General features: G+C 60.7%; 26 protein-coding genes. 10 read left to right on the top strand and 16 right to left on the bottom strand.

Annotated elements, in window-relative coordinates; all coding sequences use genetic code 11:
• Positions 1–23 precede the first annotated feature (23 nt).
• Together ACWHRL_RS06160 and ACWHRL_RS06155 are read right to left on the bottom strand one after the other, a co-directional pair.
• On the bottom strand, positions 24–911 hold the full coding sequence (locus tag ACWHRL_RS06160; protein WP_447895645.1) for a carboxylate/amino acid/amine transporter: 888 nt from the start codon (positions 909–911) through the stop codon (positions 24–26).
• A gap of 78 nt (positions 912–989) precedes the next feature.
• Positions 990–1,574, bottom strand: coding sequence for a YqaE/Pmp3 family membrane protein (locus ACWHRL_RS06155; RefSeq protein WP_447895644.1), 585 nt, complete (start codon positions 1,572–1,574; stop codon positions 990–992).
• Positions 1,575–1,936: 362 nt separating this feature from the next.
• On the opposite strand from ACWHRL_RS06155, the gene ACWHRL_RS06150 reads away from it, so the two are divergent.
• The 5 genes from ACWHRL_RS06150 (at position 1,937) to ACWHRL_RS06130 (ending at position 8,937) form a co-directional block, all read left to right on the top strand.
• On the top strand, positions 1,937–2,296 hold the full coding sequence (locus ACWHRL_RS06150) for a hypothetical protein (protein ID WP_447528365.1): 360 nt from the start codon (positions 1,937–1,939) through the stop codon (positions 2,294–2,296).
• Between the two features lie 33 nt (positions 2,297–2,329).
• Positions 2,330–3,142 (top strand): helix-turn-helix domain-containing protein, encoded by an 813-nt coding sequence (locus ACWHRL_RS06145; protein WP_447528364.1) that lies wholly within the window; start codon positions 2,330–2,332, stop codon positions 3,140–3,142.
• Positions 3,143–3,294: 152 nt separating this feature from the next.
• A complete protein-coding gene (gene putA / locus ACWHRL_RS06140) occupies positions 3,295–6,486 on the top strand; it encodes a bifunctional proline dehydrogenase/L-glutamate gamma-semialdehyde dehydrogenase PutA (protein WP_447895643.1) in 3,192 nt (1,063 codons plus the stop codon).
• 151 nt (positions 6,487–6,637) lie between these two features.
• Positions 6,638–8,128, top strand: coding sequence for a sodium/proline symporter PutP (gene putP / locus ACWHRL_RS06135; RefSeq protein WP_447895642.1), 1,491 nt, complete (start codon positions 6,638–6,640; stop codon positions 8,126–8,128).
• Positions 8,129–8,298: 170 nt separating this feature from the next.
• Complete coding sequence (locus ACWHRL_RS06130) at positions 8,299–8,937, top strand: OmpW/AlkL family protein (RefSeq protein ID WP_447528361.1); 639 nt, start codon at positions 8,299–8,301, stop codon at positions 8,935–8,937.
• 87 nt (positions 8,938–9,024) lie between these two features.
• Here ACWHRL_RS06130 and ACWHRL_RS06125 read toward each other — a convergent pair whose 3' ends face one another.
• A complete protein-coding gene (locus tag ACWHRL_RS06125; RefSeq protein ID WP_447528360.1) occupies positions 9,025–9,357 on the bottom strand; it encodes a YqcC family protein in 333 nt (110 codons plus the stop codon).
• A gap of 267 nt (positions 9,358–9,624) precedes the next feature.
• Between ACWHRL_RS06125 and ACWHRL_RS06120 the strand changes: the two genes are divergently transcribed.
• From ACWHRL_RS06120 to ACWHRL_RS06105, 4 genes are all read left to right on the top strand, one after another.
• Positions 9,625–10,659 carry a DUF3549 family protein gene (locus ACWHRL_RS06120; protein ID WP_447895641.1) on the top strand — a complete coding sequence of 345 codons (1,035 nt, stop codon included), beginning with the start codon at positions 9,625–9,627 and terminating at the stop codon, positions 10,657–10,659.
• A gap of 96 nt (positions 10,660–10,755) precedes the next feature.
• Positions 10,756–11,196, top strand: a complete 441-nt coding sequence (locus ACWHRL_RS06115; RefSeq protein WP_447528358.1) for an ATP-dependent zinc protease family protein — start codon at positions 10,756–10,758, stop codon at positions 11,194–11,196.
• 36 nt (positions 11,197–11,232) lie between these two features.
• On the top strand, positions 11,233–12,141 hold the full coding sequence (gene rimK / locus ACWHRL_RS06110) for a 30S ribosomal protein S6--L-glutamate ligase (RefSeq protein WP_447528357.1): 909 nt from the start codon (positions 11,233–11,235) through the stop codon (positions 12,139–12,141).
• A gap of 102 nt (positions 12,142–12,243) precedes the next feature.
• A complete protein-coding gene (locus ACWHRL_RS06105; protein WP_447895640.1) occupies positions 12,244–12,690 on the top strand; it encodes a hypothetical protein in 447 nt (148 codons plus the stop codon).
• A gap of 8 nt (positions 12,691–12,698) precedes the next feature.
• Here ACWHRL_RS06105 and ACWHRL_RS06100 read toward each other — a convergent pair whose 3' ends face one another.
• The 11 genes from ACWHRL_RS06100 to ACWHRL_RS06050 form a co-directional block, all read right to left on the bottom strand.
• Positions 12,699–13,463, bottom strand: a complete 765-nt coding sequence (locus tag ACWHRL_RS06100; protein ID WP_447895639.1) for a SanA/YdcF family protein — start codon at positions 13,461–13,463, stop codon at positions 12,699–12,701.
• A 17-nt stretch (positions 13,464–13,480) separates the two neighbouring features.
• On the bottom strand, positions 13,481–14,050 hold the full coding sequence (gene sufT / locus ACWHRL_RS06095; protein WP_447528354.1) for a putative Fe-S cluster assembly protein SufT: 570 nt from the start codon (positions 14,048–14,050) through the stop codon (positions 13,481–13,483).
• 5 nt (positions 14,051–14,055) lie between these two features.
• Positions 14,056–15,318 carry a SufS family cysteine desulfurase gene (locus ACWHRL_RS06090; RefSeq protein ID WP_447895638.1) on the bottom strand — a complete coding sequence of 421 codons (1,263 nt, stop codon included), beginning with the start codon at positions 15,316–15,318 and terminating at the stop codon, positions 14,056–14,058.
• A gap of 27 nt (positions 15,319–15,345) precedes the next feature.
• Positions 15,346–16,686 carry a Fe-S cluster assembly protein SufD gene (gene sufD / locus ACWHRL_RS06085; RefSeq protein ID WP_447895637.1) on the bottom strand — a complete coding sequence of 447 codons (1,341 nt, stop codon included), beginning with the start codon at positions 16,684–16,686 and terminating at the stop codon, positions 15,346–15,348.
• The gene (sufC, locus tag ACWHRL_RS06080) at positions 16,683–17,432 is read right to left on the bottom strand and encodes a Fe-S cluster assembly ATPase SufC (protein ID WP_447528351.1); all 750 of its coding nucleotides are present in this window, start codon (positions 17,430–17,432) and stop codon (positions 16,683–16,685) included. Before sufC ends, sufD begins: the two co-directional genes overlap by 4 nt.
• A gap of 68 nt (positions 17,433–17,500) precedes the next feature.
• Complete coding sequence (gene sufB, locus ACWHRL_RS06075) at positions 17,501–18,943, bottom strand: Fe-S cluster assembly protein SufB (protein ID WP_447895636.1); 1,443 nt, start codon at positions 18,941–18,943, stop codon at positions 17,501–17,503.
• Between the two features lie 71 nt (positions 18,944–19,014).
• Entirely contained in the window at positions 19,015–19,479 is a 465-nt protein-coding gene (locus tag ACWHRL_RS06070) for an SUF system Fe-S cluster assembly regulator (protein ID WP_447528349.1), read from the bottom strand.
• A gap of 214 nt (positions 19,480–19,693) precedes the next feature.
• Positions 19,694–20,032 carry a zinc ribbon domain-containing protein YjdM gene (locus ACWHRL_RS06065; protein WP_447528348.1) on the bottom strand — a complete coding sequence of 113 codons (339 nt, stop codon included), beginning with the start codon at positions 20,030–20,032 and terminating at the stop codon, positions 19,694–19,696.
• Between the two features lie 75 nt (positions 20,033–20,107).
• Positions 20,108–20,581 carry a YbhB/YbcL family Raf kinase inhibitor-like protein gene (locus ACWHRL_RS06060; RefSeq protein ID WP_447528347.1) on the bottom strand — a complete coding sequence of 158 codons (474 nt, stop codon included), beginning with the start codon at positions 20,579–20,581 and terminating at the stop codon, positions 20,108–20,110.
• A 73-nt stretch (positions 20,582–20,654) separates the two neighbouring features.
• The gene (locus tag ACWHRL_RS06055; RefSeq protein ID WP_447895635.1) at positions 20,655–21,194 is read right to left on the bottom strand and encodes a hypothetical protein; all 540 of its coding nucleotides are present in this window, start codon (positions 21,192–21,194) and stop codon (positions 20,655–20,657) included.
• Between the two features lie 73 nt (positions 21,195–21,267).
• Positions 21,268–21,639 carry a thiol-disulfide oxidoreductase DCC family protein gene (locus tag ACWHRL_RS06050; protein WP_447895634.1) on the bottom strand — a complete coding sequence of 124 codons (372 nt, stop codon included), beginning with the start codon at positions 21,637–21,639 and terminating at the stop codon, positions 21,268–21,270.
• A 72-nt stretch (positions 21,640–21,711) separates the two neighbouring features.
• Here ACWHRL_RS06050 and ACWHRL_RS06045 point away from each other — a divergent pair, with 72 nt between their 5' ends.
• Positions 21,712–22,173 (top strand): flavodoxin family protein, encoded by a 462-nt coding sequence (locus ACWHRL_RS06045; RefSeq protein WP_447528344.1) that lies wholly within the window; start codon positions 21,712–21,714, stop codon positions 22,171–22,173.
• A 179-nt stretch (positions 22,174–22,352) separates the two neighbouring features.
• Here the strand turns inward: ACWHRL_RS06045 and fadA are convergent, their stop codons facing one another.
• Together fadA and fadB are read right to left on the bottom strand one after the other, a co-directional pair.
• Positions 22,353–23,531 carry an acetyl-CoA C-acyltransferase FadA gene (gene fadA / locus ACWHRL_RS06040; RefSeq protein ID WP_447895633.1) on the bottom strand — a complete coding sequence of 393 codons (1,179 nt, stop codon included), beginning with the start codon at positions 23,529–23,531 and terminating at the stop codon, positions 22,353–22,355.
• A 24-nt stretch (positions 23,532–23,555) separates the two neighbouring features.
• Positions 23,556–25,727, bottom strand: coding sequence for a fatty acid oxidation complex subunit alpha FadB (gene fadB / locus ACWHRL_RS06035; protein WP_447896150.1), 2,172 nt, complete (start codon positions 25,725–25,727; stop codon positions 23,556–23,558).
• Between the last annotated feature and the right edge of the window lie 114 nt (positions 25,728–25,841).

The raw sequence follows: 25,841 nt of genomic DNA, 5'->3' as shown, positions 1-25,841 counted from the left end.
ACGCGGGCAAATCCGCCCGCCGCTTAACGGTGCAGCAAAGGCCTGGAAACGCTGCGCGGGCGGCGCTTGAGCCACCACTGGTTGAGCCAAAGCGAGGCCAGGATGATCGATCCGCCGAGCGCCAGGCGACCAAGGTCCGCATCCCGGTTCCAAATCACCACGTTGACCAAGAGCCCCGCGGGCACCAGCACGTTGTTCATTACCGCCAGGGTTCCCGCATCGACTTGGGTGGCGCCCTGGTTCCAGGCGAAGTAGCCCACCCCCGAGGAGAGCAGCCCAAGCAAAGCCAGCACCCCCCACTGGGTGGACGTAGTAGGCAGCGCCTGGGCATCGCCCATCAGCAAAAACGCGGGCAGCGCGATGATCAGCGCGCCGACGAAGAACCAGCCGAACACGTTGTGCCAGGCCAAATCCTCGGCGTAACCCGCGGCCAGTCGACGATACCCCACCTGACCGATGGCGAAGCAGAGATTCGCCCCCTGCACGACCAAAAAGCCGAGCCAGAAACCGCTGTTCACGCCGTCGAAACGGATCACCGCCGCGCCGATTACTGCAAGTACCGCGGTGACCAGATAGATCGGGGTAAAGCGCTTGAACATCAAATCGTCGAGCAGCGCAATGTAAACCGGCGTGAAAATGGTGAACAGCACCACCTCCGGCACCGACAGCACTAGATAAGCGTGGTATACGAAAAGGTACATGATACCGAGTTGAACCGCCCCCAGCGCCATGAGCGCGGCGATATCGCGCTTTTTCAACAAACCCGGGCGTAAAAACGGCAAAAACACTAAAAGCGCGAGCGTAATGCGCACCAGCACCGCGAAGTAGTTATCCACTTGCCCCGCGATGTAAACGCCGATCAGCGAAAACGAAAACGCCCAGAGCGCGGTAACCCCCACCAAATAACCCATGGTCAACCTCTTCGACTTTAAAAGTTGACTGGATTATACGAAGATCCTCGCGAAGGTAAACCTTTAACTAAAACAAGGTTAACGGCGAAGCACCCACACGAGTGCGTAAAGGGCGCCCGGCACCCAACCCAGAAGCGTCAGCACCAGCGCGATGAACACTCGCTTGCCCCCTGCCCCGGTCAACCCAACGCCCAGCGGCGGCAACAACACCGCCAGCGCCGCGTAAGCCGCCTTGAGCGCGGCGGGCTCGCCCGCTTGGGGGGTGACCGCCAGGTTGTTGGGCTTTGGCGGCTGCTCCGGCGCGGGTTTTGCAGCGGATTGAGGCGTATCGGGGGTGAAATGCTCAACCGGTGCCGGTTGAGAAGCGGCGTCGGGGCTAAACTGTTCGACGGGGTCGTTTTGCTCCTGCGCCTCGCGGCGCTCGCGCTCGAGTGCTTTGCGATGCGCCTCTTTATCGATTTTCTGCTCGAGGGTACCGGCGTCGTCAGCCAGCTCATCGTGGTAGCGCTCCCAGTCTTCCCAGTCGTGGGGCGTGCCGGATTTTGGCCGCGCGTCGCCGGAATCCCGGGCACGAGCCCAGGCTTTTTCTTCGAGCGTATTGGGCCGGTCCGGCTCGCGCTCCACGCCAACGCCTTTACGGTTCAAGTATTCGCGGGCATCCATAAACGCCTCCTCGAGTTTAAACGCCCAGGTTTACCCTGAACGCTTAAACGCTATAGTGGTACGTGAGGCCCTTTATCATGCGGGCACTGACCCAAGAGTCAAACCAGGCCGCGCGTTCAGTGCAGCCTGGTAGAAATATCAGTAGTATAGGCAAGCCAAAAAAAACCGCTGCCAGAAGGCAGCGGAAACAAGGGATCGAAAAAGAAGCCAGTGCAACACTTCTTGCGACTGCTATCGCGTGTTGCCTGTACATTCTCTGACACTAATTTGGCAAAAAGTTCTCAATCGAACGACGTTTTCGCTATTTTTTCTGCTTGCAGGCAGGTAATAGCCAAACGCAAAGAGCGGGCAAGGAGCACAACATGGCGCTGTATTTACTGGTGCTTGGTGTTTGTCTACTGGTGATCGGCTCGGTGCTGGTCATTTTGATGACGACGAGCACACCGCGCTATCGCACCGAGCCCAAACACCTGCTGGCCCTTTTTGACAAGGCGCTCGAAAGCAAGGTCAGCGAGACCGAGTGGAACGCCATGATCGGCTACCCGATTCGTCACGACGAGTACCTGGACGGCGTACGCCGCCGGGCGTCACAGCTGATGGATCAATACGGGCGTCGCTGGCAAATCGCCCAGGGCAAGCCGCTACTCAACCAGGCCGGCCAGCAAGAGCTAAAAGCGCTGCGCGACCATTTGGCTGCGCACACTGCGCTTCGCCAGCAGTAAGGCGTTCAAAGCGCCTTTTAAGAGGAGCCGCCCATGCTGAGCACCATCCGCCAGATTCCTCTGGAGAGCGCGGTCAAGCATCACGCCCATGACTTCCATCAAATCGTGATTACGCTGTGCGGCGCCTCGGACTTTGAGATCGAAGGGTTGGGAGGCCGGGTCAACGCGTTCTCCGGCTGTATCGTCCCGGCTAACCACGAGCACTACTATTCCGGCCACGGCTACAACCGCCAGCTCATTTTCGATCTACCGGAGAACGCCCCGGCGTTGACCGGCGAGCATCGTGAGCTGATCGCGCTTTTCGATGCGCCACGCTTTTTCGCCCTCGATGGCTCGCTGCGCCACTACCTGAGCTTCGTCGAGAGCGAGCTGCGCCTGGGCTTCGAGCACGGCGGCGCCGACCATCAGCCCGACCGGCTGGCCGCCACCCTGCTGGGCGCCTTGAAAGCACGGCTCTCCTCGCCTCTGCCCTCGCCCAAGCGCCAGCTCGACCTGGAACCTATCGATCGCTATATCGCTATCCGCCTGGCCGATGAGCTGCGCGTTGCGGATCTCGCCCGCTTGGCCTGCCTTAGCGAGGCGCACTTCTCCGCGCGCTTTCGCGCCCAGACCGGGCTTTCGCCTTGGCAGTACGTGCGTCGTAAGCGGCTAAGCGCGGCGCGCGAGCTAATCACACAAAGCCGTCTGCCGCTGACCGATATCGCCGTGCAAACCGGCTTTGCCAACCAAAGCGCGCTCTCTCACGCCTTCCGGCGCCGCTACGGGCAGTCGCCCCGCGCGTTCAGGCAGGTGCGTGAAAACGCGCTGGGGTTCGAGGCGGGCCCGGGCGAGCTCGCCTTTAAGTAACGTGTGGAAAGTGACAAAAAGCCGCGCTTACCGCGAAATTGACACGTTTTACCGCGATACCGACATACACCCATTCGTTAGGCGCTCTACATTCGAGCGCTATCAGGCACGCGCCGTGCCATCTTTCGTTCTATTGGAACACGGGGGCCACAATGCTCAACGCCAAAAAAATGCGCGACTCCAACGTCTGGCAAACCGATCTCGATACGCTTTTGAAAACCGTCAGCGACCACTATATCGTCGATGAAGACACCTACGTGGCTGAACTGATCAAGGTGCTCGACGCCGGGCGCGAAGACTTCGACCGCATTGGCGAAAAGACCGCCGAGCTTGTGCGCAACGTGCGCAAGATGGATACCGCCGTCGACACCATCGACGAGCTTTTGCAGCAGTACAGCCTGGACACCCACGAAGGCTTGATGCTGATGTGCCTGGCCGAGGCAATGCTGCGCATTCCCGATAAAGCGACGGCGGACGCGCTGATCGAAGACAAACTGGGCCCGGCGGACTGGCAGTCCCACGTCGGTAAAAGCGAATCCTGGATGGTCAACGCCTCCACCTGGGGCCTTTTGATGACCGGCCGGGTGCTCAAGCTCGACGAGCCGCGCGAAGGCCAGCCCGCGAACTTCATCAACCGCATGGTCAACCGGATGGGCGAGCCGGTGATTCGCCGCGCCATGTTCGAGGCGATGAAGATCATGGGCAAACAGTTCGTGTTGGGGCGGGATATCGACGAGGCGCTGAAACGCTCGAAGCCGCTTTTCAACAAGGGCTACACCTACTCCTACGACATGCTGGGCGAGGCGGCGCGCACCCGCGACGACGCCAAGCGTTATTTCGACGACTACGCCCGGGCCATCGAGCAGGTCGGCAAGACGTCGCAGCGTTTGAACGAGCGCACACCCAAGCCGTCGGTCTCGATCAAGCTTTCTGCCCTTCACCCCCGCTACGAATTCGGCCGCCGCGAGCAGGTGCTCGCCGAGCTCGTCGATAGCGTCATCGCGCTCGTAACGCGGGCCCGGGAGCTGGACGTCGCGGTGACCATCGATGCCGAAGAGGTCGACCGTCTCGAGCTTTCACTCGAGGTTTTCCGCGCCGTATTCGAGAGCAGCGCGGCCAAGGGCTGGGGCCACTTCGGCCTTGTGGTTCAAGCCTACTCCAAGCGTGCGCTGCCGGTGCTTTACTACATCAACCGGCTGGCCGAGCAGCAGGGCGACGAAATTCCGCTTCGCCTGGTCAAAGGCGCTTATTGGGACAGCGAGATCAAGGAGTCGCAGCAGCTCGGCGTGGATGGCTACCCGGTGTATACCCGCAAGGCGTGTACCGACGTGGCGTATCTGGCCTGCGCGCAGTTCCTGCTTTCCGAGGATACCCGCGGGCGCATTTTCCCGCAGTTCGCCACCCACAACGCCCACACCGTGACCGCTATCGTCGAGCAGGCCAATGAAGGCGCCCGGGCGTTCGAATTCCAGCGCCTGCACGGCATGGGCGAGGCGCTTTACGAAGCCGCCTTGAAGCGTGCCCCAGAAGGCACCTACTGTCGTATCTACGCCCCGGTCGGCGCCCACAAGGACCTGCTCCCCTACCTGGTGCGCCGTTTGCTGGAAAACGGCGCCAACTCCTCTTTCGTTCACCAGCTGGTCGACCCGGAAATCCCGGTGGAGTGGCTCTGCCAACACCCGCTTGAGACGCTCAAGCAGTACGACACCCTGGCCAATACGCGCATTCCCGCCCCGCGGGACATTTACGGGCCCAAGCGCCAGAACTCCCGCGGGGTGAACCTGAACATCCGCAGCCACTTCGAGCCGCTGATGGAGAACATGGCCGCCTTCATGGAGACCCAGTACCCGGTCAAGCCGCTGCTGGCCTTCGATATCGAAGACGACGCGGCCAATACGCACAAAGTCGTCGCGCCGTTCGATCACAACCTGAGCGTGGGCACTGTACAGTGGACCACTAGCGAGCAGGCCACAAAAGCGCTCGACGCCGCTTGGGCGGCCTTCCCCCGCTGGGATGACACGCCGGTGGCCGAGCGCGCCGCGATTCTGCGCCGCCTGGCGGATCTCATGGAAGCGCACATGCCGGAGCTGATGACGCTTTGTTGCCGTGAAGGCGGCAAGCTTCTGACCGACGGCGTGGACGAGATCAAGGAAGCGGTGGACTTCTGCCGCTACTACGCGATGCGTGCCGAAGAGTCGTTTGGCGATGTGATCGAACTGCCCGGGCCGACCGGCGAATCCAACCGTTTGACCATGGGCGGCAAGGGCGTATTCGCCGCTATCAGCCCCTGGAACTTCCCGGTGGCGATCTTCTGCGGCCAGATCGTCGCGACGGCGGTTGCGGGTAACACGGTATTGGCCAAGCCCGCCGAACAGACCTCGATTATCGCCCACCGCGTGATCGAGCTGCTTTATGAAGCCGGCATGCCTCGCGATGTGGTCCAACTGCTGCCCGGCGACGGCCCTACCGTGGGCAGCGTGCTGACCTCGGACCCGCGCGTGACCGGCGTGGTGTTTACCGGCGGCACGGACACCGCGCAGTCGATCAACCGCTCTCTGGCCGCTCGGGAAAACGCCCCGCTGCCGACCCTGATTGCCGAAACCGGCGGGCTGAACGCGATGATCGTGGATTCCACCGCCCTGCCCGAGCAGGTCGTGGTCGATGTGATCCAGTCGGCCTTTCAAAGCGCCGGCCAGCGCTGTTCGGCGCTTAGAGTGCTCTACCTGCAAGACGATGTCGCCGACCGGGTGATCGAGATTCTCAAGGGTGCGATGAGCGAGCTAAGGATAGGCGACCCGCGGGAACTGGGCACCGATGTGGGCCCGGTGATCGATGAGGATGCGCGTAGTAGCCTGATGACGCATATCCAGACGCTCAAAGACGAAAATCGCCTGGTCGCCGAGACGCCCATGGCCGCCGAGCACACGCAACACGGCACCTTCGTGGCGCCGGTCGCCTTCGTCATCGACAGCATCGATGCGCTCACCCGCGAGCAGTTCGGCCCGGTGCTACACATCGTGCGCTACAAGGCCCGGGACATCGACAAGGTGATCGAGACGATCAACGCACGGGGCTATGGGCTCACCTTTGGCGTGCATAGCCGTAACGAATCCTTCGCCACGGACATCGCGAAGAAAATTCGGGTGGGCAATGTGTACATCAATCGTAATATCATTGGCGCCGTGGTCGGCGTACAGCCCTTTGGCGGGCAGGGTTTTTCCGGCACCGGGCCCAAGGCAGGTGGCCCGCACTACCTGCAGCGCTTCGTGACGGAAAAAACCGTGACCAACAACACGGCGGCACTGGGCGGCAACGCCTCGCTGCTCGCCCTGGGCGACGAATAAGTACCCGGCTTCTTCGAACGACGGGCTCGAAACCCTGGCGCTCGCCCCCCTCTTTTTTTTTGGGGGGGGGTGACGTCAACTTACATCAACGTATTGCTAACAATAACGAGCAGTGTCGGAGCCTTCCGATTGGATCAACAGGGGAAATTCTATGGATACTGGCGTTTGGATCAGTCTTTTCGCGTACTTTGCGCTGATGGTCGGCATAGGGGTCTATGCCATGCGCACTTCAACCTCCACCTCGGAGGATTACGTACTGGGCGGGCGAACCTTGAGCCCCAAGGTGGCCGCCCTTTCCGCCGGCGCCTCGGACATGAGCGGCTGGCTGCTGTTGGGCCTGCCCGGGGCCATGTTCGTGTCCGGGCTGGCGTCGGCCTGGATCGGTATCGGCCTTCTAGTGGGGGCCTTTTTCAACTGGCTGCTGGTTGCCCCGCGCCTGCGTGAGCAGACGGTGCATTACGGCAACGCCATTACCATTCCGGCCTTTCTGGCCAACCGCTTTCCCACCCGCGCACTGTCGCTAAGAACCGTGTCGGCCATCGTCATCGTGATCTTCTTTGCGGTGTACACGGCGTCCGGCCTGGTCGCGGGTGGGCGGCTTTTCGAAAGCGCTTTCGCCGGGGTCATCGATCTTGGCGGGTTCAGCGACTACGGCACCGGCATCATCATCACCCTCGGCGTGGTGCTGGTCTATACCGTGGTCGGCGGCTTTTTGGCGGTCAGCCTGACCGACTTCGTTCAGGGCTGCATCATGATGCTGGCACTGATCATCATGCCGGCGGTGGTACTTTTCGGCGAAGGCGGCGGCGGCTTCAGCCAGGCCTCGCAAACGCTGAACGAGGTGGACCCCACTTTGCTCTCCTGGACCGACGGGCTGACCTTCATTGGTTGGCTTTCGGCGGTGACCTGGGGGCTTGGCTACTTCGGTCAGCCGCACATCATCGTACGCTTCATGGCGATTCGCAGCCTCAAGGACGTGCCCATCGCGCGCAATATCGGCATGAGCTGGATGCTGGTCTCCATGATCGGTGCCGTTTCATTGGGTATTTTCGGCCGCGCCTTTGCGATCCGTAATGGCCTGGACGTCGAAAACCCCGAGACGATCTTCATCATCCTCTCGGAGCTTTTGTTCCACCCGCTGATTACCGGCTTTTTGTATGCCGCGCTATTGGCGGCGGTGATGAGTACCATTTCCAGCCAGCTGCTGGTCGCCTCGTCATCGCTGACCGAGGACTTCTACCGGCTGTTTTTGCGCAAACAAGCAAGCGAGAAAGAGACCGTCACCGTTGGCCGTATAAGCGTGGCGCTGGTAGGAACCGTGGCCGCCATCATCGCCTCCAATCCGGAATCCCAGGTGTTGGGGCTCGTCAGTAACGCCTGGGCCGGTTTCGGTGCGGCGTTCGGCCCGGTGATTTTGCTTTCGCTGATGTGGTCGCGCACCAACGGCGCCGGTGCCATTGCCGGCATGGTGGTCGGGGCGCTCACCGTCATGCTCTGGATCAGCCTGGGCTTTAACGGCGAATTTTTGGGTGGCCCCGGCATTTACGAGATCATTCCCGGCTTCATTGCCTCGTTCATCGCCATCATGGTGGTGAGCAGCATGACCGCGGATGCCGGTGAATACCGTCACATCGACCGTTAAACGTTGACTGATAGCTCCAAGGCCACCTTCGGGTGGCCTTTTTTATGCGCGTTTTCAATACTCTTGCGCTGAGTCAAAAACCCGCCCGCGCCAACGCGATACGCTCTGCTAACGGTTTCAAGGTTACTTTCTCAAAGCCGAGCGTCACGTTATCCACAAGGAGCAGCGCCATGGGTCGTCTCACTTTTACTACTCTCGTCACCGCTGGCCTCGCGGCGGCCACTTTCGCCGCCAGCGGTCAGGCTTTCGCTTATGGCGAGGGTGACTTCTTCACCCGCGCCGGTATCGCCAAAGTATCGCCCAAAAGCGGCAACGGCACGCTGGACACCGCGCTTGGCGATCTCAAGGTCGATGTCGAAGACAAGTCAGACTTCGCCTTCACCCTGGGGTATCGCTTTCACGACAAGTTTGGCGTGGAGCTACTCGCCGCGCTGCCTTTCAAGCATGATATCCGCTTGAACGGCGACAACATCGCCTCGACCAAGCACCTGCCACCGACGCTGACGCTTCAGTACTACCCGCTGGGTGGCACGGAGTCACCGGTTCAGCCCTACGTAGGCGCCGGCGTCAACTACACCCGCTTCTCCAGCGAGCAGGTCGATATCGACGGCGTTAGCCTGGACCTGGACAACACCTGGGGCGCAGCGGGTCAGGCAGGCATCGACCTGCTGGTCGACGATCACTGGTCGCTGAACGCCGCGGTCTGGTACCTGGATATCGACAGCGACGCAACCGTGGCGGGCAGTTCCGCGGGCAGCGTCGAGATCGACCCGGTGGTGGTCATGGCCGGTATTGGCTACCGTTTCTAAACTGCCGCTTGGTGCATATAACATGTATGCATAAAAAGGCCCGGTGCTTTTGCGAGCCCGGGCCTTTTACGTGCCGAACCTTCGAAGTCAGCCCTCGGTGACCAGTTTATCCACACGCTCGACGGCTCGAACCACCAACAACTGGTCGCTGGCGCGGGTTTTTTCCTGCTGCAAATAAGCGGCGACCGCCGGGGCAACCTCGCACTTGGCAGGCATCGACGCCTTGGCATCGATCATCGTATCGAGCTTTGGAATAAACACGAAGCGCAGCCACTGGGCCAGCGACATGGTATCGACGCAAAAAGGCTGTTGGCTTTCAAAGGCCTTCGCATCGGGGGTGGGCATACGCCAAAGCTCGGCCGCTTTCATCGCGGCTTCGAGCTCACGCAGCGCCTGGTGTAGCGATTGATGAACGCTCATAAGCTCCTGGGGAGTCGGTGCATGGATAACGCATTATCCCTTTTATGGGAACAACTTGCCATGACCCGAGCGCCTGCGCCGCACCAATCGAGTTACTCACAGATTCACAGAAAACCTGCAAGAGACTGTGGATAAACTATGGAAAGGTGACGCAGAGCCACCCCCCATGGGCCTCTGACAATGTTGCTTAATTTTTAACCGGTAAACTCGGGCTGACACTGCGCGCCGGTCGAGGTAGAGTGCAGGCCTGCACAAGGGAAGGAATTAATGCAAGCACTCCATACTCTCGACGAGTTCTTTGAGCGAAGCGGTGCCGACGTATCGTTTTACCATATGGGCCGACGCGTAGCGCCCTGCGCCAGGCAAACATTGGCGAGCTTCGAACGCGGCGAAACGCCCTGGCCGGAGCCCTGGCAAGGCCAGGCGCGCATTGGCGTCGTGTTTCGCATTGGCGATATGGTCGAGCCCGCGATCTGGTTTTTGGCGCTACCGCTCGACGAGCAAGGCTTGCTCTCTCCCGCCTCTCGCGATGGCTTTTTGAACCGGTTGGTGGAAACGCTGGGGCGTAACGTGAGCACCCTCGGCCAAAAGGACCCGAGCGGCGAGCATTTCATGAAGGATAACCCGCTCGCATTCACCCCGAGCCTGCCCTTTCAGGCGGTGCTCAACGCCCGAGCGCGCTGGGCACTGGGGCTTGCCGCGAGTCAGCACCTGGAGCCCGTAGAAGCCTACTTAAGCGGTCAACAAACAATTGATTGGCAAGCGTTAGGTCTACAGGGCATTGCCGACTACACTGTGCGAAGCGACAGCGAATCCCACCACCTTCTGGCACGAGCCATCAGCGAGCAGCGCCTGGAAGACGAAGTCATTCGCGCGCTGTGTCTTTGTCTTGAGCACTGCGCGCCCGACGAAGCACTGGTCAAGGCGCTGGCCGCTAAAGGCGAGCTGGCGGCCAACGCAGGCGACGTCGAAACCCTGTGCGCCTGCGTGCGAGCCGTGGGCGGTAGCGAAAACCAGGCCGCGGGCGACTGGTACAAGGCGCTGCTCGATGATAGTGCCGCCTGCGGGCCGGATTTACTGGCCGCCATCGCCGGGCGCGGTTGGCCATGGCTTGAAGACGCCGAGCGCTTGCCGCTCTTTCTAGAGCGCCTGGCCGAGCACCCAAATACTAATTTTACCGCTGCGGTGCGCGATATCGCGCTGATCCCAAGGCTAAGGCTTTTGGTCGTGATGACGCTGCGCGATGCCCCGGCAGACAGCGCCATTCAATCTCGGCTGGCGAATATCACGTCTCGCCACTAACGTTAAGAACAGACAAAGATTTTCGTATAGATACCGAGGCGTTGGCTCAACGCCCGGCTTGAATCGCTGCCCTCGGGCGCGTGTTAAGGAGCAGCCGTGAAGGAACTACCCTATCAGGCCAAAGCCGTCATCGGGCGTCGAGAAATGGTGACGCTTCCTGAGCTTGGGCTTCATCTTTGCTGTAAAGCCGATACCGGCGCGCGCACCTCGGCGCTTCATGCCGAAGAGATCGCCACCGAAGAGGACGCCGAAGGCCAGCTCTGGATCAGCTTCATTACCCATAGCGGTGGCCCCAATACCCCGGGGCACCGCTATAAGCTTCACCTGCACGACCGGCGGCGCGTGACCAGCTCCAACGGGCACAGCGAATGGCGCTACGTGATTCGCACCCCCGTTTTGCTTGGCGATCTCGACTTTCCCGTCGAGCTCACGCTGACCGACCGAAGCAATATGCGCCACCCCATGCTGCTGGGCCGTCGGGCCATGCGGCGCCTGCTGGTCGCCCCAGGCGCTGCCTTTTTGCACGGCGAACCCTGAACCTGCAAACGTACCTATCCTGATCCGGAGTACCCTATGCATATTGCTCTGCTTTCGCGTAATCGCAATCTCTACTCGACCCGCCGCCTGGTCGAAGCCGCCGAAGCGCGCGGCCACTCCGCCCGCGTCGTCGACACGCTGCGCTGCTACATGAGCATCGCCGCCCACCACCCGTCAATTCACTACAAGGGTGCCGAGATCGAACGCTTCGACGCGGTCATTCCGCGTATCGGTGCATCGGTCACCTTCTACGGCTGTGCGGTACTACGCCAGTTCGAGATGATGGGCACCTACGTGATCAACGACTCGGTGGCGATCACCCGCTCACGCGACAAGCTGCGCTCGCTGCAGTTGCTCTCGCGCAAGGGGTTGGGCCTGCCGATCACCGGCTTCGCCCACTCGCCGGACGACATCCCCGATTTGATCACCATGGTCAAAGGCGCGCCGCTGGTGATCAAACTGCTCGAGGGCACTCAAGGCATCGGCGTGGTACTGGCCGAGACCAACCAGGCCGCGGAGTCGGTGATTCAGGCCTTCATGGGCATGAAAGCCAATATCATGGTTCAGGAGTACATCAAAGAGGCCAAGGGCGCGGATATCCGCTGCCTGGTCATCGGCGATAAGGTCGTGGCCACCATGAAGCGCCAAGCCGCCGAAGGCGAGTTTCGCTCCAATCTACACCGGGGCGGTACGGCCAGCGTCATTCGTATCACCCCGGAAGAGCGCTCGACGGCGATTCGCGCCGCCAAGGCGATGGGCCTTCAAGTGGCCGGCGTAGACCTTTTGCGCGCCAACCACGGCCCGGTGATCATGGAAGTCAACTCGTCGCCTGGGTTACAGGGGATCGAAACCGCCACGGGCAAGGACATTGCCGGCATGATCATCGAGCACATCGAGAAAAACGCGACGCCGCCGCGCAAAGCGCCCCCCAAGCCTAAAGGCTAGGGCTCAAGGCCTTGGGCCGAGCGCTAAAAATAATCCGTTTGAGGGGTGGCAAAACCCGGCCGCCCCCGCCACAATTTGCGTCACCGAAGGAGGTAGACGCTCATGTTTCTTGATAATCGCCAGGTGGCGATGGACAGCGTGCTCGAAGCGCTGGCCGACAGTATTGACTATTTCCAGGATAACCTTGAGCGCCTGCGCCCCACGCTGCGCGACGCTTTGAAGCCCTACTACGCCGCCCGACTCAAGCAGATGCGTTCTTTGCAGTCTTTGGCGCGTAGCCAACTTAAAATGCTCCCCCGGGACGCCGACGTCGAGCGCGACGATTTCCTGTGGCTCTGGAGCCGCTTGAAAAGCTTTGTGGGCAACGACAGCCAGGTACTGATCAACGAGCTTCTGGAGCAGGAGCGCGTACTGATGCAGGCCCTCTCGACGCTGTTTACTCATCCGCTGCCCGAAGCAATCGAACCAGTGATCGATGAGGCCATGAAGGCGTGCCGTCAGCTGATCCGCGAACTCTACAACCTGCAAAAACAGCGCGCCAAGCGCTAGCGGCACCGCTATTCACTGCCCTCGCCATGTGGCGACGGCGAGACCGGCATCAGCTCGGCGGGTAGATGGTAAATAAGCGGTAAGACGGAATTTGAGGTAGGCACATTCCGTTGGGTCTCGATCGGCTCGGTTGGCCCGAGAAAATAAGGCTCGCGCCCCCAGAGATAAAGATCCCCAAGCGTTGCCACGCGCGCCGCCACTTCACGCAGGTGCAAGCGCCACTCGCCCGCCGCCGGCTGCTGCTCGGCCACGCAACCGGTTACGTCCATCCCCAGTGAGCGGCCGATATAAATGGCGCGCGGAAGGTGCCAGCTCTGGGTCACCAGCAGCGCCTGGTCGAGTTCGAACACATCGCGGGCACGCACCAGGGTGTCGTAGGTACTGAATCCAGCAAAGTCCAGCGTCATGCGGGGAGAGGCTACGCCGCGGCGGTGTAGCTCGCGCCACATGGCGCGGGGCTCGTTATACGCCTGGGTGCGGTTATCACCGGAGAGCAGCAGATGGTTCACCGTCGCCCGCTCGATTAGCTCGGCGGAGGTCCGCATGCGCGCGTGGAAGTGCGGGTTTCGCAGCCCGCTGCGGGTCCAGTGGGAGGTGCCGAATACGATGGCGACCTCATCGGGCCGGCACTGCTCCAAAGGCCGGTCGATAAAGCGGGCGGTGCTTGCCAGCACCCAAACGTTACCGGCTAAAAACACCAATGCCGCCAGCAGCACAAAGGCCACCAGCGACACCAACACCCATCGAATCGCCCGAATCAAAATACTAAACATCCAGCGCCTCGGCCGGGTTAGAACATGCCGAGCTCAAGCTTGGCCTCGTCACTCATCATGTCCCGACTCCAGGGCGGGCTAAACACGATTTCCGTATGTACCTTGCTGATCTGCGGCGCGCCAAGAATCTTGTTGCGCGCGTCGGCGGCGATCACATCGCCCATACCGCAGCCAGGTGCGGTCAATGTCATGCGAATCGTCACCATGCGCTCGCCGCTGATCAGCTGGTCGATCCGACAGCCGTACACCAAACCCAAATCGACGATATTGACCGGGATTTCCGGATCAAAACAGGTCCTGAGCTGCTCCCACACGAAGGCCTCGATGTCCGCTTCGCTGGCGGACTCGGGAAGTGTCGGCGTGGGTAGCGCCTCGAGCCCCAGCGCGTCCAGGTGACGCCCCTCGATTAGATAAAGGCGCCCCTCGAAGCCCACGCTGACGGTACTGCCCTTGGCCTGCATGATGCTGACCACGCTGTCCTCGGCCAACGTTTCTGTGCTACCAAACGGAATCGCGATCGCCTCGACGTCGCGCTGAAGCGGCAGTTGCTGGCCGCGGGTGAGACTTGCCACCTGCTCAATATCCATAAACGCTATCTCACCATTCCAATGACCCGTTTAAGCGCGGCGACGAAAATGTCGATCTCTTCCAGCGTATTATACGCGGCAAACGACGCGCGACACGTGGCTTCGACACCAAAATGGTGTAAAAGCGGCTGGGCGCAGTGGTGGCCGGTGCGAATGGCCACACCCAACTGGTCGATCAAAAGCCCGATATCCTGGGAGTGGGCGCCGTCGACCACGAAGGACAATACCCCGGCCTTGTGCGGCGCGGTACCGATGATCCTGAGGCCGTCGATTTCGCTAACGCCTTGGGTGGCGTGATCCAAAAGCGTGGCTTCCCACTGTCCGATCTTGCTCACGCCGACGCCTTCGACCCACTCGAGCGCCTCTCCCATGGCGATGACCTCGGCTATCGCCGGGGTGCCCGCCTCGAACTTGTGCGGGGTCTCGGCAAACACGGTACCCGCGTCAAACGACACGGTTTTGATCATCTCGCCGCCCCCCTGCCAGGGCGGCATGGCATCCAATAGCGCCTTCTTGCCGTAAAGTGCGCCGGCGCCGGTGGGCCCGTACACTTTATGGCCGGAGAACGCGTAGAAATCCACGTCCAGATCCTGAACATCGATCTTTTGGTGAGGAGCTGCCTGGGCGCCATCGACCAGGATCAAGGCGCCATGATGGTGGGCCAGGCGAGCCAGCTCCTTCACCGGGTTGATGGTACCCAAGGCGTTGGAGACGTGATTCACCGCAACCAGCTTGGTGCGCTCACTCAAAAGCGCCTGGTAGGCGTCCATGTCGAGCGCCCCATCCGCGTCTACCGGAATCACCTTCAGGGTAAAACCCCGCTCGGCGGCCAGCATCTGCCAGGGCACGATGTTGGAGTGGTGCTCCAGCATCGAGATCAACACTTCGTCACCCTCGGCGAGGTTTTGGCGACCCCAGCTCTGCGCCACCAGGTTGATCGCCTCGGTGGTGCCTCGAGTGAAGATGATCTGGCGCGTGTCTTCGGCGTTCAAAAACGCCTTGACCCTGGCGCGCGTGCCCTCGAACGCCGCGGTCGCTTCATCGGCCAGCGTATGCAGGCCGCGGTGAATGTTGGCATTGAACCGCGAATAGTAATCGCTGAACACGTCGATCACCCGTTGAGGCGTCTGGCTCGTCGCGGCGTTATCCAGATACACCAGGGGCTTGCCGTGAACTTCCCGGTGCAGTACCGGGAACTGTTCGCGCAGCGCCTTCACATCAAAAAGCGCATCAAACGCCGAGCGCGTCTCAATCGCGGTGTCGAACATGGCTCGCTCCTCTCACTGGTTAAACGCTTATTCGTTAAGCGCGGCGGCAATTTCAACCAGACCCGCCAGGTTGAAGCGCTCGGGTAGCTTGCCGGCCACGGCCAGTTCGACCCGCTCGGCAATCGCATCGAGGGTGACCTGCTCGAGCACTTCGCCGGCGAAGGCCAGCGTCAAAAGCCCACGCGCGGTGGCTTCGTCGATGCCCCGGGTACGCAGCGCGTAGACCGCCTCTTCGTCGAGCTGACCGGTGGTCGTGCCGTGGGAGCACTTGACGTCATCGGCGTAGATTTCGAGTTCGGGCTTTGCGTCGATGTGCGCACGATCCGAGAGCAGCAGGTTCTGGTTGCTCTGAAAGCCTTCGATCTTCTGGCTGTCGCGCTTGACGTAAACCCGGCCGTTGAACACGCCGTGGGCGCGGTCGCCAAGGATGCCCTTGTAGTTCTCGTTGGAGAACGTCAGCGCCGCGTTGTGGTTCACCTTGGTGTGGTTGTCCACGTGCTGGCGACCCTGACCGAAGAACAGCCCGTAAAGGTTGGTATAGGCGTTTTCGCCGTTGAGATCAGCGATGATGTCGTTACGCGCCAGCGCCCCACCCAGGTTCAGATTATACGAGGTGTAGACGCTGTCGCGGCTCTGCTCGACGTGAATGCTGGCGACGTGGAAATCCCCCAGCGGCGCTTCCTGAAGCTTGTAGTGGTTCAGGATGGCGCCGCGGTCGAGCATCAGCTCGGCGACCACGTTGGTGAAGTTGGTGGCATCCGCCTCGCCGGCGTAATGCTCGATGACGGTCGCTTCACTACGCCCACCGGCCTCGATCAGAATGCGCGGGTGGCTCATTACCGCCTCGCCCTCGCGGGAGAGAAACTGCAGGATGATCGGCTTTTCAACCACGGTGTTAGGTGCGATGCGCACCACCGCGCCCTCTTCCATAAAGGCGGTGTTGAGCGCGGCAAAGGCGGAAAAGTCGACGCTGGTCAACCGGCCCAGGGGGCCGCCGACCGCTTCGTGATTCTCTTCGAGCGCTTTGGAGAGCGTGAGTACCTGCACGCCTTCCGGTAGCGAATCGACGTCAGAAAGTGCTTTGGAAAAAACACCGTCGACGAAGCTCAACCGATACGCCTCGATGGGTAATGTCAGCGCCGCCGCTTGGGCCTGGGAGAACTCGGCGCTGTCCGCCAAAGCAAAGTTGGACTGGGCGATGGCACGCACGTCGGTGTATTTCCACTCTTCGTCACGGCGAGTGGGAAAGCCCACCGCCTCGAAGCGCGCGGCACCCGCCTGGCGGCGCGCGGCGATCCAGCTCGGCTCGCCGCTGTAGTGCGTGCTGCGCGTTTTCAGGGTGTCCAAAAACGTTTGGGTGTCGCTCATGCCACGGACTCCTCGATACCTTCGTACCCGTTCGCCTCTAGTGCTTTGGCAAGTTCGGCGTCGCCGGTTTTAACGATGCGGCCATCGACCAGTACGTGCACTTTATCCGGCACGATGTAGTCGAGCAGGCGCTGGTAGTGCGTCACCAGCAAAATGGCGCGCTCCTGGGCGCGCAGGCTGTTCACGCCGTCGGCCACGACCTTCATGGCGTCGATATCGAGCCCTGAGTCGATTTCGTCGAGCATGGCAAGCTTGGGCTGAAGCACGAGCATCTGCAGGATCTCGTTGCGCTTTTTCTCGCCGCCGGAAAAGCCTTCGTTGACCGCGCGCTGCAAAAAGCTTGCGTCCATTTTCATGAAACCAAGCTTCTCTTTGATCAGCTTCATGAATTCCGGGGCCGGCATTTCGCCTTCACCGCGGGCCGCACGCTGGGCGTTGAGCGCGGATTTCAAAAGGTAGATGTTCTTCACCCCCGGAATCTCGACCGGGTACTGAAAACCGAGCAGCAGGCCCGCCTGGGCGCGCTCTTCGATCTCCATCTCGAGCACGTCCTTGCCTTCGAACGTGATACTGCCTTGGGTGACTTCGTAGCCATCCTTGCCCGCGATGACAGCAGAAAGGGTCGATTTGCCCGCGCCGTTGGGGCCCATGATGGCGTGGACTTCGCCGGCGTTGATGGTCAGCGTCAGGCCCTTGAGGATTTCGTTGCCTTCGACGGTGACGTGTAAATCGTTAACTTCCAACATAGTATTAGCCCTTCAAAATCTTGCGGGTCGCCGCGGCGACGCTTGACAGTAAATGGTGGCGCAGGCGTTTAGCCGACCGCGCCTTCCAGGGTCACGTTCAAAAGCGCTTCGGCTTCGACGGCGAACTCCATGGGGAGCTCCTGGAAAACGTCCTTGCAGAAACCGTTGACGATCATGCTGACCGCGTCTTCTTCGCTGATGCCCCGGCTCTGGCAGTAGAACAGCTGATCTTCGCCGATCTTGGAGGTCGTCGCCTCGTGCTCGATCTTGGCGGTGCTGTTGCCGATTTCCTGATACGGGAAGGTATGCGCGCCGCAGGTATCGCCGATAAGAAGCGAATCGCACTGGGTAAAGTTACGCGCGCCCTTCGCTCTAGGTCCGATCTTCACAAGGCCACGGTAGGACTGATCGCTGCGCCCGGCGGAGATACCCTTGGCGACGATGTAGGAGCGCGTGCCCTCGCCGACGTGGATCATCTTGGTACCGGTGTCTGCCTGCTGGCGACCGTTGGTCACGGCGACAGAATAGAACTCGCCGATACTGTCCTTGCCGCGCAGCACACAGGAGGGGTACTTCCAAGTAATCGCCGAGCCGGTTTCGACCTGGGTCCAGCTGATGCGCGAACGATCGCCGCGGCACTCGCCCCGCTTGGTGACGAAGTTGTAGATACCGCCCTTGCCGTTCTCGTCGCCCGGGTACCAGTTCTGCACCGTCGAGTACTTGATGTAGGCGTCATCGAGGGCCACCAGCTCGACCACCGCGGCGTGGAGCTGGTTCTCGTCGCGCATCGGCGCGGTGCAGCCTTCGAGATAAGAAACTTCGGCACGGCTTTCGCAGATGATCAGCGTACGCTCGAACTGACCGGTGTTGGCCGCGTTGATACGAAAGTACGTCGAAAGCTCCATCGGGCAGGTCACGCCTTCCGGTACGAACACGAAGGAGCCGTCGGTGAACACCGCCGAGTTGAGTGCGGCGAAGTAGTTGTCCGCCTTCGGCACCACGGTGCCCAGATACTGTTTGATCAGTTCCGGATAGTCGCGAATCGCCTCGGAAATCGAGCAGAAAATCACGCCCGCCTCGGCCAGCTCCTTTTTGAAGGTGGTGGCCACCGACACCGAGTCGAACACCGCATCGACGGCGACACCGGCAAGAGCAGCGCGCTCGTGGAGCGGAATGCCGAGCTTTTCGTAGGTTTCCAAAAGCTTGGGGTCGACTTCGTCAAGACTCTGCGGCATGTCTTCCGGGCGCTTGGGCGCGCTGAAGTAGGAAATCTCCTGGTAATCGATCGGCGGGTAGTCCAGATGCGCCCAGGAGGGCTCTTCCATTTTCAGCCACTGGCGATAGGCGTCCAAACGCCACTCGAGCATCCACTCCGGCTCGCCCTTCTTCTTGGAGATAAAAGCGATGGTGTTTTCGTCCAGGCCAGGTGGCAGCGTATCGCTCTCGATGTCGGTGACAAAGCCGTCCTTGTATTCACGACGAACCAACTGTTCCATTTCTTCGGTAGCCATGGTCGTACCCTCCAGGCAATTGGGTGGCGAGCCTGCTCGCCGTCCATAAAGTGAGCGCCTTTGCGAGCCTGCTAAGCAGACGCCGCCGACAGGCTGATCGTTTGAATCGGTAGCTGTATAGGCAGCTTGATCGGCGTAGTGTCCGCCAGGTGCGAAAGCGTGACGCTTTCCAATAGGGTGCGCAGCGCCATGGAAACGCGCTGCCAGTTGTCCGCGACGCCGCAGGTGGCGGCCAGCTCACACTCACCTTCGGCGTGGCTGCATTCGGTCATCGCCACCGGCCCTTCTATCGCGGTGATGATATCCGCCACGGTGATTTTCGATGCGGGCCGCGCCAGCTGGTAGCCGCCCTGGGCGCCACGCTGCGAGGTCAAAAGACCCGCCTTGACCAGCATCTTGAGCGTCTTGCTGACCGTTGGGTGGGGCAAATTGACGACCTGAGCCAGATCCGCGCCTGCATGGGGCACTTCGGGGTAGCGGGCAATTTGCGCCATGACCACCGCCGCGTAGTCGGTTAGCCGAGAAAGCTTGAGCATGGGGACTCCCGGTGGGTGTCGCTTTCAATTGAGGACCATTTTAGTCCTGTATGAAAATGATGTGAAGCCCCGGACACCATGATTGAGCAAAAAGCGCTACTTCTTTGCATGATCGACGCTTTTTGAATCATAAAAGCCAATCATTCTCATTTATATATACTATTGGACGGCCACGAAAAAGCCCGCCGGGTTAGCGGCGGGCTTCAAGGTGCGATCAGGCTTTTTTGACGAACTGAGACTTCAGCTTCATAGGGCCGATACCGTCGACCTTGCAATCGATATCGTGGTCGCCGTCGACCAAACGGATATTTTTCACTCGGGTACCGACCTTGACCACCGTCGAGCTGCCCTTGACCTTCAGGTCCTTGATGACCGTGACGGTGTCGCCATCAACCAGCGGGTTGCCGTTGGCGTCGCGAATGACGTTTTCGGCCTCCGCGGCTACCTCGCCCTCTTTTGACCATTCGTTGCCGCACTCGGGGCAGACGAACTGTAGGCCATCATCGTAGGTGAAAGCGGAATTACAGGCGGGACAGCTGGGCAGATCACTCATCGGAGGCTCCATCGCGGACAAATAAAGCGATGGAGCCTACACCGATTGGGCGATTTTCACCAGCCTTAAGCAAGCTTAGCGCTGATAGGTACCCACCAAGCGGTTCATGCCCAGAAGGTGCGGCTCGACTTCCTTGAGAAGCTCACCCATTGTTAGACCTTCTGGCAGCGACGTTTGACGATCCAGCGCCAACACCCAGTAGTAGTAAAGGTGCTTGCCGTGATTTTCCGGCGGCATGGGGCCCGCATAGCCGGGCTTGTCGAAGTCGTTGTTACCGAACGTTCCCACCGTGGCGTCTTCCGAGAGCTCGGTTATATCATCAGGCAGGTTATAGATCAGCCAATGGACGAATCCGTAGGCACCGTTTTTGACCAGCGGCGCGTCCGGGTCGTGACAGATCACCGCGTACCCGCGGGTGCCTTCCGGTGCATCCTGCCAGGCGAGCGGCGGTGAGAGGTCGTCGCCTTCACCGGTATACTGCGCGGGAACCGGTTGATGGTCGGCAAATGCGGAACTGGTTACTTTCATCGAAGAGAGTGCAAACGCCATGATCGGCTCCTTCGTTGCAACTATGACTGAGAATGACGGCCCGGCGACAAACGTCTTCGCCGGCTACCGGTTTTTAATAGGGTTCGAGCGCGCTGGGGTGGCGCTGCTGCCACTGGCGGGCCCTGGCCACGTTCTCGGCGTTGGTTTGCGGATTCAACGCGCCGGTAAGCTCGATATAATCGCCCTGGGTTCGGGTCGTTATCAGCGGGTCCTGGGTGGCCAATTCGAGGGCGTAAAGCGCCAGCATCAGCTCGAACGCATCGTTTGTATCCAGCCGGGCAAGCAGCAGCGGTACGGCGGGCAGGCCGATCTCGCCAAGCTGCTCGGCGGCGACGTAGCGTACACCGTTGGCGCCGGGTGCGACAAACCGCTGATCGGCAAGGCGGCTAACGTAATAGGCGGCTTTCTCTTCGGGGCTTGTGATCAGCGGGGGCGTCCAGTAGACATCCGTCGTGCCATAGCGGGGCGCGGCAACGTAAGCCGGTGTTGCCGGCGTGGCCTCCTGCTCGCTTTGCGGTGGCGCGGCAGGTGGTGGGGTTCGCCCCGCGCAGCCAGCGATGAGTAACGTTAGTGCCACCACGCCCGGTAAAGCCCAACAGTTTCCCTTGTTCATCACGATTCCCTATGCCGTTATCCGTTGGGCGACCGCTCTAAATCGGCCGCCTTCACTTGCCGTACGCCGGCGGCTAAGACCAGCGCCCCTGACGCTTCAACCGCTTCTCGACCCAGTGGTCGTAGTAGCGGCGCAGGCCCTGCTTGATGCCGGGCAGGCCGATAATATACGCCCCGGGCGAAAGCCAGGGAATACGTTTCATGAGCAGCCGGTAAGCGTCGATGCCTTCGATGATGCGCCCATCCTCGAGTTCGATATGCAGCGAGCGAAGCGCGGTCTCCCGGGCGATGCCGTGCTTTGCGAGCGTCTGCTCGTATTCGGCGACGTCACACCAGACGACATCGCGCCCGCGCTTCCCGGCGAGGCGCTCGAACCGGCGCCGCTCCCGGCGGCAAAGAGGGCATTGGCCGTCGTAATAGACGTTGATCTTGCGGGCAGAGGACATATAGGCTCTCTTGAGTGACTGCCCTCAGTGTGGCACGTCCCCCGGCACACGCAATACTAAAGGTCCATGCCGATGAAGCGTTTACTGATCGTCGCCCACGCGCCCTCCCCCAATACCCAAGCCCTTCTTGATGCGGCGGCTAAAGGCGCCCGCGATAGCGCCATCGACGCGGTGGAGTGCGTAGTGAAATCGCCCTTCGAGGCCGGCGCCGACGACGTCAACGCCTGCGATGCCATCCTTCTGGGCACCCCGGAAAACCTGGGCTACATGAGCGGCGCGTTAAAGGATTTTTTCGACCGCAGCTACTACGGTGTAAGCGATGACAAACGCGGCCTGCCCTGCGCACTCTACGTACGCGCGGGCCTCGACGGCACGGGCACGCGTCGAGCGGTCGAAAGTATCTGCAAGGGGCTGGGATGGCGTTTTGCCCAGCAACCACTAGTGCTCAAGGGCGAATGGCGGGAAGATTTTATCGAGCAAACCCGGGAGCTCGGTCTTTATATGGCCGCGGGGCTGGATAACGGGCTTTTTTAGCTAGCGCTGCGGTATCGGGCACCCCTGCGCGGGTCGCTGTAAATACCTCCCTGTACGCTACTTTCGCCATCCCTGGCGAAAAATCCCCGCTTCGGGGTGCCCGATACCGTTCACCGCCGGACTCAAACCCGACAAAAAAACGGCACCCTACTGGGTGCCGTTTTCGATTGCTTGAGCGCTTACTTGAGTCGTTCGAACACGGTCGCCACACCCTGGCCCATGCCGATACACATGGTGGCCAGACCCAGCGTCGTGTCTTGCTGGCGCATAACGTTCAAAAGCGTGGTGCAGATGCGCGATCCGGAGCAGCCCAGCGGGTGGCCCAAGGCGATGGCGCCGCCGTTCAGGTTGACCTTCTTGTCCAGGTCGTCCAAAAAGCCCAGATCCTTCAACACTGGAATGCCTTGGGCGGCAAACGCTTCGTTGAGCTCCACGGTTTCGATGTCACTGGCGGAAAGCCCTGCCGCTTTCAGCGCCTTTTTGGACGCCGGCACCGGGCCGTAGCCCATGATGGACGCATCGCAGCCCGCCACACCGGTGGAAAGCACTCGGGCGATCGGCTCGAGGCCCAGCGCCTGAGCGCGCTCGTAGCTCATTACCGCCATGGCAGAAGCCCCCACCGACAGCGCCGAGGACGTACCGGCGGTGACGGTGCCGTTGCGCGGATCGAACACCGGCTTGAGTCCGGCCATCGACTCCATGCTCGCGTCGCCGCGCACGACTTCGTCGTGTTTGAAGTTAACCAACCGCCCTTCGCTGTCGTGGCCTTCGACGCCGATGATTTCGTTATCGAAATAGCCGTTCTCATTGGCGGCCTTGGCGCGTTGGTGCGAGCGCACGCCGAAGGCGTCCTGCTCTTCGCGGGTGACGCCGTGCATCTTGCCCAAAAGCTCGGCGGTCAGGCCCATCATCATGGCGGCTTTGGCGGCGTACTTGCTGGCCGCCGGGTTGACGTCGACGCCGTGGGCCATGGGTACGTGCTCCATGTGCTCCACGCCACCGATGATGTACATGTCGCCCATGTTGGCCTTGATGTTGGCCGCGGCGATATGCAGCGCGGTCATCGACGAGCCGCAAAGGCGGTTGACGGTCTGCGCCGGCACGGTACGCGGGATACCGGTCATGATCGCCGCGTTACGCGCAATGTTCATCGACTGCTCGAGGGTCTGGTTGACGCAACCCCAGATCACGTCGTCGACCTCAGAAGGATCCATGCTGGGGTGTCGCTCGAACAGCGCCTGCATCACCGCCGCAGAAAGGTTCTCGGCGCGGACGTTGCGAAAAGCGCCGTTCTTGGCCTTGGCCATGGCAGTACGAACACCGTCGACCACCACGATATCTCTCGGATTCAAACTCATTACAATGCTCCTGTACGCGGTGACTTAGGCCTTGCCCTGATAGAAAAACTCGCCGTTTTGCGCCATCTGCTTGAGCTTTTCGGTCGGCGCGTAAAGCGGGCCGAGCTCGGCTGCGAGCTCTTCGGCCTGGGCGACGAATTTGTCCACGCCCATAGCGTCGATGTAGCGCAGTGCTCCACCGCGGAAGGGAGGGAAGCCGATGCCGTAGATCAGCGCCATGTCCGCCTCGGCGGGCGAGTCGACGATGCCGTCTTCCAGGCAGCGCACGGTTTCAAGGCAAAGCGGCGTCATCATGCGCGCGATGATGTCGTCATCGGAGAACTCTTTTTGCTCGCCGGCCACTTCCTTGATCAAGGCGTAGGCCTGATCGTCGCTGACCTTCTTGGGCTTGCCCTTTTTGTCTTCCTCGTAGGCGTAGAAGCCCTTGTCGTTTTTCTGGCCCAGGCGATCGTTTTCATACATCACCTGAATCGCGGTCTTGCCTTCGCGGGCCATGCGGTCCGGGAAGCCTTCCGCCATGACTTCGTTGGCGTGCACCGCGGTGTCCATGCCGACCACATCCAGCAGGTACGCAGGCCCCATCGGCCAGCCGAACTTCTCCATGACCTTGTCGACGTGCTGGAAGTCCGCGCCCTGCTCGACCAAAAAGCTGAAACCGCCGAAGTAGGGAAAGAGCACGCGGTTGACCAAAAAGCCGGGGCAATCGTTGACCACGATCGGCGTTTTGCCCATGGCGCGGGCATAGGCCACGGTGGCGGCGACCGCTTCATCCGAGGTTTTCTCACCGCGAATGACTTCGACCAGGGGCATGCGATGCACCGGGTTGAAAAAGTGCATGCCGCAGAAGTTTTGCGGGCGTTGCAGGTTCTGCGCCAAGCGGTTGATGGAGATCGTCGAGGTGTTCGAGGTCAAAATGGTGTTCTCACCGACGCTCTTTTCGACCTCGGTCAGCACGCCTTCTTTCACCTTCGGGTTCTCGACCACCGCCTCGACGACGAGATCGACGTTCTCGAAATCACCATAGGAGAGCGTGGGGCGAATGTTGGTGAGCTTCTCGGCCATCTCTTCGGTGGTGAACTTTTTACGCTCGACCTGCTTGCCGAAAAGCTTGCGCGCCTCTTTCAAACCAAGCTCGATCGCTTCCGGCTTGATGTCTTTCATGATGATCGGCGTGCCCTTGGAGGCGCTCTGGTAGGCGATGCCGCCGCCCATGATGCCTGCCCCCAGCACCGCGGTCTGCTTGACCGGCGGGGCCTTCTTCTCGTACTGACCGGCCTTTTTCTTGACGACCTGGTCGTTCAGGAACAGCCCCACCAGGTTGAACGCCACCGGACTCATGGCGAGCTTGCCAAACGCCTTGGCTTCGATGGCCTGGGCACGGTCGCGCTCTTCACCGGCGCCTTTCTGGATCACCTTGATGGCCTCGATCGGCGCGGGATAGTGCGGGCCTGCCTTGCCGGCTACATAACCCTTGGCGGTCTCGAACGCCATCATCTGCTCGATGGCGTTGAGTTTAAGCGGACCTTTTTTCTCGTCGCGACGGCTTTGATAATCGAGCTCGCCGGTGCTGGCGCGATCGAGCATATCCAGCGCTGCAGCGTCGAGCTGATCGTGGGCGACTACGGCATCGACGGCACCCATTTTGAGTGCGGCCTCGGGGCGGTTTTCGGTGCCGCCGGCGATCCACTCGATGGCGTTATCCGCGCCGATGATGCGCGGTAGGCGCACACAGCCACCCCAACCCGGCAAAATGCCTAGCTTGGTTTCGGGAAGCCCCATCTTGCCTTTCTCACTCATGACGCGAAAATCGCAGGTCAGGAGCACTTCGCACCCGCCGCCCAGCGCCAGACCGTTAATCGCGGCCACGGTGGGAAACGGCAGGTCTTCGATGGCGTTGAAAATCGTGTGAACCTTCTGGTTCATCTCGACCAGATACTCTTCGCCCTTATCGAACAGCGAATGGAACTCGGTGATATCCGCCCCGACGATGAAGACGTCCTTGGCGCTTTTGATCATCAACCCTTTCAAGCCGGTTTCGGACTCGATCGCGTTGACCGCCTCACCCAGTTGTGCAATGACGGCGCTCGAAAGCTTGTTGATGGACTCATCTTTCAAATCGAAAGTGAGCACTGCGATGCTATTGCCACCTTGGGTGTCACGACGCTCCACCGTGATGGCGTTGCCTTGATAGATCATCCGCGCTATCTCCACAGGTACGGGCTCTACAGATTCGGGCAGGCTACCCCGCGGGCGGCCTGCCACGTATTTCATACGGTCGTTTGATCGCTTAAGCTTGGTTGAGTTGCCATG

This window comes from Vreelandella sp. GE22 (genome assembly GCF_968212445.1).
The sequence above is the reverse complement of the archived record's forward strand: the minus strand, read 5'-3'. Positions and strand labels throughout refer to the sequence as shown.

Bases quoted from the DNA above. Each gene is read 5' to 3' on its own strand.
- ACWHRL_RS06060 (WP_447528347.1), bottom strand. From the start codon at position 20,581: ATGGCGTTTGCACTCTCTTCGATGAAAGTAACCAGTTCCGCATTTGCC.
- sufD (WP_447895637.1), bottom strand. From the start codon at position 16,686: ATGAGCGACACCCAAACGTTTTTGGACACCCTGAAAACGCGCAGCACG.
- fadA (WP_447895633.1), bottom strand. From the start codon at position 23,531: ATGAGTTTGAATCCGAGAGATATCGTGGTGGTCGACGGTGTTCGTACT.
- ACWHRL_RS06160 (WP_447895645.1), bottom strand. From the start codon at position 911: ATGGGTTATTTGGTGGGGGTTACCGCGCTCTGGGCGTTTTCGTTTTCG.
- ACWHRL_RS06130 (WP_447528361.1), top strand. From the start codon at position 8,299: ATGGGTCGTCTCACTTTTACTACTCTCGTCACCGCTGGCCTCGCGGCG.
- sufT (WP_447528354.1), bottom strand. From the start codon at position 14,050: ATGGATATTGAGCAGGTGGCAAGTCTCACCCGCGGCCAGCAACTGCCG.
- ACWHRL_RS06105 (WP_447895640.1), top strand. From the start codon at position 12,244: ATGTTTCTTGATAATCGCCAGGTGGCGATGGACAGCGTGCTCGAAGCG.
- ACWHRL_RS06100 (WP_447895639.1), bottom strand. From the start codon at position 13,463: ATGTTTAGTATTTTGATTCGGGCGATTCGATGGGTGTTGGTGTCGCTG.
- ACWHRL_RS06055 (WP_447895635.1), bottom strand. From the start codon at position 21,194: ATGAACAAGGGAAACTGTTGGGCTTTACCGGGCGTGGTGGCACTAACG.
- ACWHRL_RS06145 (WP_447528364.1), top strand. From the start codon at position 2,330: ATGCTGAGCACCATCCGCCAGATTCCTCTGGAGAGCGCGGTCAAGCAT.
- ACWHRL_RS06125 (WP_447528360.1), bottom strand. From the start codon at position 9,357: ATGAGCGTTCATCAATCGCTACACCAGGCGCTGCGTGAGCTCGAAGCC.
- ACWHRL_RS06150 (WP_447528365.1), top strand. From the start codon at position 1,937: ATGGCGCTGTATTTACTGGTGCTTGGTGTTTGTCTACTGGTGATCGGC.
- sufB (WP_447895636.1), bottom strand. From the start codon at position 18,943: ATGGCTACCGAAGAAATGGAACAGTTGGTTCGTCGTGAATACAAGGAC.
- putA (WP_447895643.1), top strand. From the start codon at position 3,295: ATGCTCAACGCCAAAAAAATGCGCGACTCCAACGTCTGGCAAACCGAT.
- ACWHRL_RS06070 (WP_447528349.1), bottom strand. From the start codon at position 19,479: ATGCTCAAGCTTTCTCGGCTAACCGACTACGCGGCGGTGGTCATGGCG.
- ACWHRL_RS06155 (WP_447895644.1), bottom strand. From the start codon at position 1,574: ATGGATGCCCGCGAATACTTGAACCGTAAAGGCGTTGGCGTGGAGCGC.
- putP (WP_447895642.1), top strand. From the start codon at position 6,638: ATGGATACTGGCGTTTGGATCAGTCTTTTCGCGTACTTTGCGCTGATG.
- rimK (WP_447528357.1), top strand. From the start codon at position 11,233: ATGCATATTGCTCTGCTTTCGCGTAATCGCAATCTCTACTCGACCCGC.
- ACWHRL_RS06090 (WP_447895638.1), bottom strand. From the start codon at position 15,318: ATGTTCGACACCGCGATTGAGACGCGCTCGGCGTTTGATGCGCTTTTT.
- ACWHRL_RS06120 (WP_447895641.1), top strand. From the start codon at position 9,625: ATGCAAGCACTCCATACTCTCGACGAGTTCTTTGAGCGAAGCGGTGCC.
- ACWHRL_RS06050 (WP_447895634.1), bottom strand. From the start codon at position 21,639: ATGTCCTCTGCCCGCAAGATCAACGTCTATTACGACGGCCAATGCCCT.
- fadB (WP_447896150.1), bottom strand. From the start codon at position 25,727: ATGATCTATCAAGGCAACGCCATCACGGTGGAGCGTCGTGACACCCAA.
- ACWHRL_RS06045 (WP_447528344.1), top strand. From the start codon at position 21,712: ATGAAGCGTTTACTGATCGTCGCCCACGCGCCCTCCCCCAATACCCAA.
- ACWHRL_RS06065 (WP_447528348.1), bottom strand. From the start codon at position 20,032: ATGAGTGATCTGCCCAGCTGTCCCGCCTGTAATTCCGCTTTCACCTAC.
- sufC (WP_447528351.1), bottom strand. From the start codon at position 17,432: ATGTTGGAAGTTAACGATTTACACGTCACCGTCGAAGGCAACGAAATC.